Source organism: Arthrobacter sp. H41 (assembly GCF_000520535.1).
Classification (GTDB): Bacteria; Actinomycetota; Actinomycetes; order Actinomycetales; family Micrococcaceae; genus Arthrobacter_D.
Window position 1 is genome coordinate 1 of sequence record NZ_KI914845.1, and the last position, 3,451, is coordinate 3,451.

At 64.5% G+C, this 3,451-nt stretch carries 5 protein-coding genes; 4 read left to right on the forward strand and 1 reads right to left on the reverse strand.

Annotated elements, in window-relative coordinates; genetic code table 11:
• Positions 1 to 76: 76 nt before the first annotated feature.
• Positions 77 to 628, reverse strand: coding sequence for a YceI family protein (locus Y705_RS0116110; protein WP_026533590.1), 552 nt, complete (start codon positions 626 to 628; stop codon positions 77 to 79).
• 164 nt (positions 629 to 792) lie between these two features.
• Between Y705_RS0116110 and Y705_RS0116115 the strand changes: the two genes are divergently transcribed.
• The 4 genes from Y705_RS0116115 to Y705_RS20790 form a co-directional block, all read left to right on the forward strand.
• Entirely contained in the window at positions 793 to 1,473 is a 681-nt protein-coding gene (locus tag Y705_RS0116115; RefSeq protein WP_026533591.1) for a histidine phosphatase family protein, read from the forward strand.
• 60 nt (positions 1,474 to 1,533) lie between these two features.
• A complete protein-coding gene (locus Y705_RS0116120; RefSeq protein WP_049822906.1) occupies positions 1,534 to 2,133 on the forward strand; it encodes a TlpA family protein disulfide reductase in 600 nt (199 codons plus the stop codon).
• 79 nt (positions 2,134 to 2,212) lie between these two features.
• Positions 2,213 to 2,929 (forward strand): cytochrome c biogenesis CcdA family protein, encoded by a 717-nt coding sequence (locus Y705_RS0116125; RefSeq protein ID WP_049822907.1) that lies wholly within the window; start codon positions 2,213 to 2,215, stop codon positions 2,927 to 2,929.
• A 62-nt stretch (positions 2,930 to 2,991) separates the two neighbouring features.
• Positions 2,992 to 3,451: cytochrome c biogenesis ResB family protein (locus Y705_RS20790; RefSeq protein ID WP_162149106.1), on the forward strand; the 460-nt coding region annotated here is incomplete at its 3' end.

The window sequence follows — 3,451 nt, forward strand, 5'->3', positions numbered from 1 at the left end:
ACCCGGGCGGGGTGCGACGGCGGCTGCAGGCGTCGAGTCCTACTGCTCCGGCGCCGGGCCGGAGCGTACCCAGTCGCTATGCGGCGACAGGAGCCACGAACGCGGCGTCGACGGTAATGGTGACCTTGTCGCCGACGAGCACACCCCCGGCTTCGAGGGCTGCGTTCCAGGTCAGGCCGAACTCCTTGCGGGAAATGGTGGTGGAGCCTGAGATACCGGCGCGGGTGGCACCGAACGGGTCGACGGCGACACCGTTGAACTCGGTGTCCAGCACTACGGGCTTCGTGATGCCACGGATGGTGAGATCGCCCTGGATCTCATAGGTTTCGCCGGCTCCGGTGACCGCGGTGGAGACGAAGGTCATCTCGGGAAACTGCTCGACGTCGAAGAAGTCGGCGCCGCGTACGTGACCGTCGCGGTTCTCGTCACCGGAGGAGAAGGACGCCGTTTTGATCGTCGCCGTCACCTTGGAGTCTTCGAGGCTGGGGCCGACCTGCAGTGCTGCGTCGGTGTCCGTGAAGCTGCCGCGGACCTTGCTGATGCCCGCGTGGCGGACACTGAAGCCGATTTCGCTGTGGGAAGGGTCGAAGGCCCAGGTGCCTGCGGTGAGTCCTGAAGGAATGCTCATGGTGGTTCTCCTTTGTGGTGATGTGGTGAGGGGAAGTGGTTACACCCATATAAGCATGCGTTTGCATCTTTTATTCCATCCATCAGTAAAATATTCAACAATTTCGATCGACGGCGCGTCCGGCGCAATTTAGCGCCGGGCAGGAACTCTGGGAAACTGGAATCATGCCCCTAGCAACCGTCCACCTGGTGCGCCATGGTGAGGTCCACAATCCCGACGGCGTCCTCTACGGGAGGCTGCCGGAGTTCCACCTGTCCGAGCTGGGCCGGCGAATGGCCGAACAGATGGCGCGCTACTTCGGCGAGCGAAAGGACGATGGCGCCAACCTGGTGTATCTCGCCGCCTCGCCGCTGACGCGGGCGCAGGAAACCGCCCAGCCGCTGGCGGCAGCGCTGAATCTCGCAGTCCACACGGAGGATCGGATCATCGAGGCCGAGAACCGTTTCGAGGGCATGTCGGGCGTCAAGAGCAGATTGAGGCAGCCCCGTTACTGGCCGCTGCTGGTCAACCCTATGAAGCCATCCTGGGGCGAACCCTATGCGGCGCAGGTTTCCCGGGTCATGGAAGCGGTACAGCACGCGCGGGCTGCCGCGATCACCCTTGCGGCCGGCAATACCGACCCGGAACGGCCGGCGGAGGCGGTCCTCGTCGGCCACCAGCTGCCTATCTGGGTCACGCGACTGGCAGCGGAGCGGCGCAGGCTGTGGCATGATCCCCGACAGCGCGAGTGCACACTGACCTCCGTCACCTCGCTGGACTTCTCGAATGACACCCTCACAAGGGTCCGCTACGCGGAGCCCTGCGCTGACCTCCTGCCCGGTGCGGCGAATGTCCCGGGAGCGTAATAGTATTACTACACGTTGTAGAACTCTGTGAAAGAAGCCGTGAACACACCGAACCCTGCCATGGGCCGCCGCTCCCTCCTGAAGTTCGGGGCCGCACTCGCCGTAGGCCTTCCCGCATCGATGGCCCTTTCCTCCTGCACCGCCGAGGACCCGCTGGCGCAGCAGGCCGCAGCCGGAGACAACAAGAACTATATTGCGGGCGATGGGTCGGTCACGGAATACGCGGCCGGCGAGCGCGGGGAGCCCGTGGAATTCACGGGGAAGCTTTTTGACGGAACTGAGGTGTCGAGCACAGAGTGGATCGGTAGCGTGACGGTACTCAACTTCTGGTACGCCGCATGTGCGCCGTGCCGCAAGGAGGCCCCGGATCTCGTTGCCCTGCACAACGAGTTCGAGCCGCAGGGGGCTCAGTTCTTCGGGGTCAACATCCGTGACGAACGGGCCACCGCCGAAGCGTTCGAGCGCAGTTTTGATATTCCCTATCCGAGCTTCGATGACCAGGACGGCGGCGTCCTGCTTGCCATGACGAGCTACGTGCCGCCTCAGGCCGTGCCGACAACCCTGGTCATCGACAAGGAAGGTCGGATCTCGGCGAGGATCCTGGGCCTGGCGGAGCGAAGCACCCTCAAGGCCCTGATTCAAGATGCTCTTGCAGAGTAGCGCCGGCGCGACGCCCGGGTTCTCCCTTCCGCTGCTCCCAGCGGTCAATCCCTTCGCCGATGCCGTCCTGAACGGATCGATGCTCCTGGCCCTGCCCGTCGCCTTGCTGGCCGGGCTGGTCTCGTTCGCCTCTCCCTGCGTCCTGCCGCTTGTTCCCGGTTACCTCGGCTATGTCACCGGCCTCACCGGAGTGGACCTCGAGCGTCAGCGGCGGGGGCGCATGTTCGCCGGCATCGGACTCTTCGTCCTTGGATTCTCGGCGGTCTTCATGGCCTACGGCGCCCTGTTCGGCGCGCTCGGTGCCTGGCTTCGGCTCTCCCAGGACTGGCTGATCCAGGTTTTTGGCGGAGTGGTCATCCTGCTCGGCATCGTGTTCATCGGCGGTTTTTCCTGGTTCCAGCGGGAGAGCCGCATCCACGCACGCCTGCCCGCAGGACTGATCGGGGCGCCGCTCCTCGGCGTCACGTTCGGGCTCGGCTGGGCTCCCTGCATCGGCCCCACGCTTGGAGCAGTGCAGTTGCTTGCCATTTCCGGCAATGACGCCAGCGCGCTCAAGGGTGCGGTGCTGACGTTCGTCTATTGCCTTGGCCTCGGCCTTCCGTTCCTCCTCATCGCCCTCGGGGTCCGCCGGGGCATGGGGGCAGTCAGGTTCTTCCGGAAACACCGACTTCTGTTGCAGCGCTCCGGCGGGGGGATGCTCATTGCAGTAGGGCTCCTCATGGTCACCGGGGTGTGGAACCTGTGGATCACCGAGCTCCAGGATGTCCTCGTCAACAGTGTGGTGCTGCCGATCTAGTGCAGCGCGCCGCATCCGGCAATCCAGCCAGTCAGGAAACCGTCACCGAAGAAAAGGTCGAAGTGTCTAAGGAAAAGGAAAGCAGTCGGGATGTACGGTCCGACGCCGTCCTGCCCGCGCTGGGATTCACCGGAACGCTGAGGTGGGCGTGGACGCAGCTGACCAGCATGCGAACCGCACTGTTCCTGCTGTTGCTTCTTGCCGTCGCGGCAGTGCCTGGATCGCTGTTTCCACAGCGGTCGGCCAACCCCGAAGTGGTGACGCAGTACATCCAGGACAACCCGGACACCGGTCCCGTCCTCGACTGGTTCCAGCTGTTCGACGTCTATTCCTCGGTCTGGTTCTCGGCCATCTACCTGCTGCTCTTTGTTTCGCTGATCGGCTGCGTGATCCCACGCGCGATCGCCCACGGGCGGGCACTCCGGTCGCAGCCCCCGCGTACACCCAAACGGCTTTCGAGGATGCCGGTCTACGGCACCCTCGAGATCCCGGGGGCCCGCGCCGCCGAGGCGGGGATCACGC

Coding starts and splice junctions, on each gene's coding strand:
- Y705_RS0116115 (WP_026533591.1), top strand. CDS start 793: ATGCCCCTAGCAACCGTCCACCTGGTGCGCCATGGTGAGGTCCACAAT.
- Y705_RS0116120 (WP_049822906.1), top strand. CDS start 1,534: ATGGGCCGCCGCTCCCTCCTGAAGTTCGGGGCCGCACTCGCCGTAGGC.
- Y705_RS0116110 (WP_026533590.1), bottom strand. CDS start 628: ATGAGCATTCCTTCAGGACTCACCGCAGGCACCTGGGCCTTCGACCCT.
- Y705_RS0116125 (WP_049822907.1), top strand. CDS start 2,213: ATGCTCCTGGCCCTGCCCGTCGCCTTGCTGGCCGGGCTGGTCTCGTTC.